The sequence below is a fragment of the Mycobacterium kyorinense genome (assembly GCF_002101735.1).
GTDB classification, from domain to species: Bacteria; Actinomycetota; Actinomycetes; order Mycobacteriales; family Mycobacteriaceae; genus Mycobacterium; species Mycobacterium kyorinense.
The window spans coordinates 1-1,478 of the sequence record NZ_LQPE01000175.1 but is presented as its reverse complement, the minus strand read 5'-3'; the positions used below and the strand labels follow the sequence as shown (position 1 = coordinate 1,478).

2 protein-coding genes are annotated in these 1,478 nt (G+C 64.1%); both read left to right on the top strand.

From position 1 onward, the window contains the following. Positions 1 to 524 (top strand): ArsR/SmtB family transcription factor (locus AWC14_RS27005; protein ID WP_249026349.1); only part of this gene is annotated, 524 nt, incomplete at its 5' end. Beyond that, complete coding sequence (locus AWC14_RS29300) at positions 524 to 1,396, top strand: SRPBCC domain-containing protein (protein WP_052425725.1); 873 nt, start codon at positions 524 to 526, stop codon at positions 1,394 to 1,396. The genes AWC14_RS27005 and AWC14_RS29300, both read left to right, overlap by 1 nt. Positions 1,397 to 1,478: the final 82 nt, after the last annotated feature.

Below are 1,478 nucleotides of genomic sequence, written 5' to 3'. Positions count from 1 at the left end.
ACGCCTACGAGCCGACCACAAAACCAGCCATCAATCACCGCAAAACACGGCCGCTTGACATAGGAGCAACACGCTCGGGGTCGCAGGCGAGCGACGCGCTCCTGTTGACGGACAGCAATGGCGATTGTATGGTACCAACTAGTTCCGGAACTAGGAGGTTCCTAATGAGCCGCGACACCCTCAGCTCGGTGTTCGGCGCGCTCGCGGATCCGACTCGACGTGCAATCCTCGAACGTCTCCGCGACAGCGAAGCGTCGGTGGCCGAGCTCGCTGAGCCGTTCGCCATTACGCCGCGTGCCGTCTCCAAACACATTGCGGTCCTGGAAGACGCCGGCCTGGTCACTCGGAGCCGCGACGCTCAACGCAGACCGAGCCGCATTCGACCTGAACCGCTGGCCGAGATCGACGATTGGCTGGGCGCTTACCGCCAACTCTGGCAGCACCGCTTCGACCGGCTGGGCGACCGGCTCGCCAGTCAGCAGCACGAAAAGACCGGCACCACACCACAGAAAGGGCAACAGTGATGACCGCCGACCTCTACTCGATTCCCATCGTGCGGCTCTTCGACGCACCGCGCGAGCTGGTGTTCGCGAACTGGATTCGAGCCGAGGACCTCGGAGACTGGTTCGCGCCGTACGGGTTCACCGTCACTCGCTGCGAGGTCGACGCCCGCCAAGGTGGGAAGTGGCTCGTCGAGTATCGCTCCGAAACGGGCGAGGTGCACCGGGAATTCGGCGAGTATCGCGAGATCGTGCCGCCCGGACGGCTGGTGTTCACGCTGACCCAGCAGGATGGCCGGGGCAACACCGGACCCGAAACACTGGTCACCGTCATCCTGGTCGAGCAGGGCGCCAAGACCGAAATGAGGTTCGAGCAGTCAGGTTTCACCGCGGCCGACATGCGCGACGGCAACGCCGAGGGCTGGAACGAATGCTTTGCCAAGCTCGACGGCGTACTGTCGCAGTTCACTCCTGACGAGCGTGCGTTCCGCGCGGAGTTCGCCGAATGGCTACGAAGCGCGGCAGCTAAAGACCTCGACGCTGTGATGAGCAAGGTCGACGACGGCGTGGTTTCCTACGAACACGAAACACCGCTGATGTACGCCGGCGCGGCCGCGGTCCGAGAGGTGTGCCGGCGAGGGTTCGACTACGCCGCCGGCGACTTTCGATGGGAAGTCCCTGATTTGCGGGTCATCGTTCGCGGCGACATTGCGGTCACGTGGGGCCTCAACCACATGACGGCGAGCGAAGCGGGCAGGCCGGCGTTCGATTCCTGGTCGCGGGGCACGCGCGTCTTCCGAAAGATCAACGGCAGCTGGCAGCTCATCCACCAGCACGTGTCCTATCCCTATGACCCGCACACCGGCCAGGCGGTTGTCACGGGGCTGGCACCCTAGCCGCGGCGAGCGTGTTGCTCCTATGTCAAGCGGCCGTGTTTTGCGGTGATTGATGGCTGGTTTTGTGGTCGGCTCGTAGGCG

Excerpts from the sequence above, each read along its gene's own strand:
- AWC14_RS29300 (WP_052425725.1), top strand. The coding sequence starts at position 524 with ATGACCGCCGACCTCTACTCGATTCCCATCGTGCGGCTCTTCGACGCA.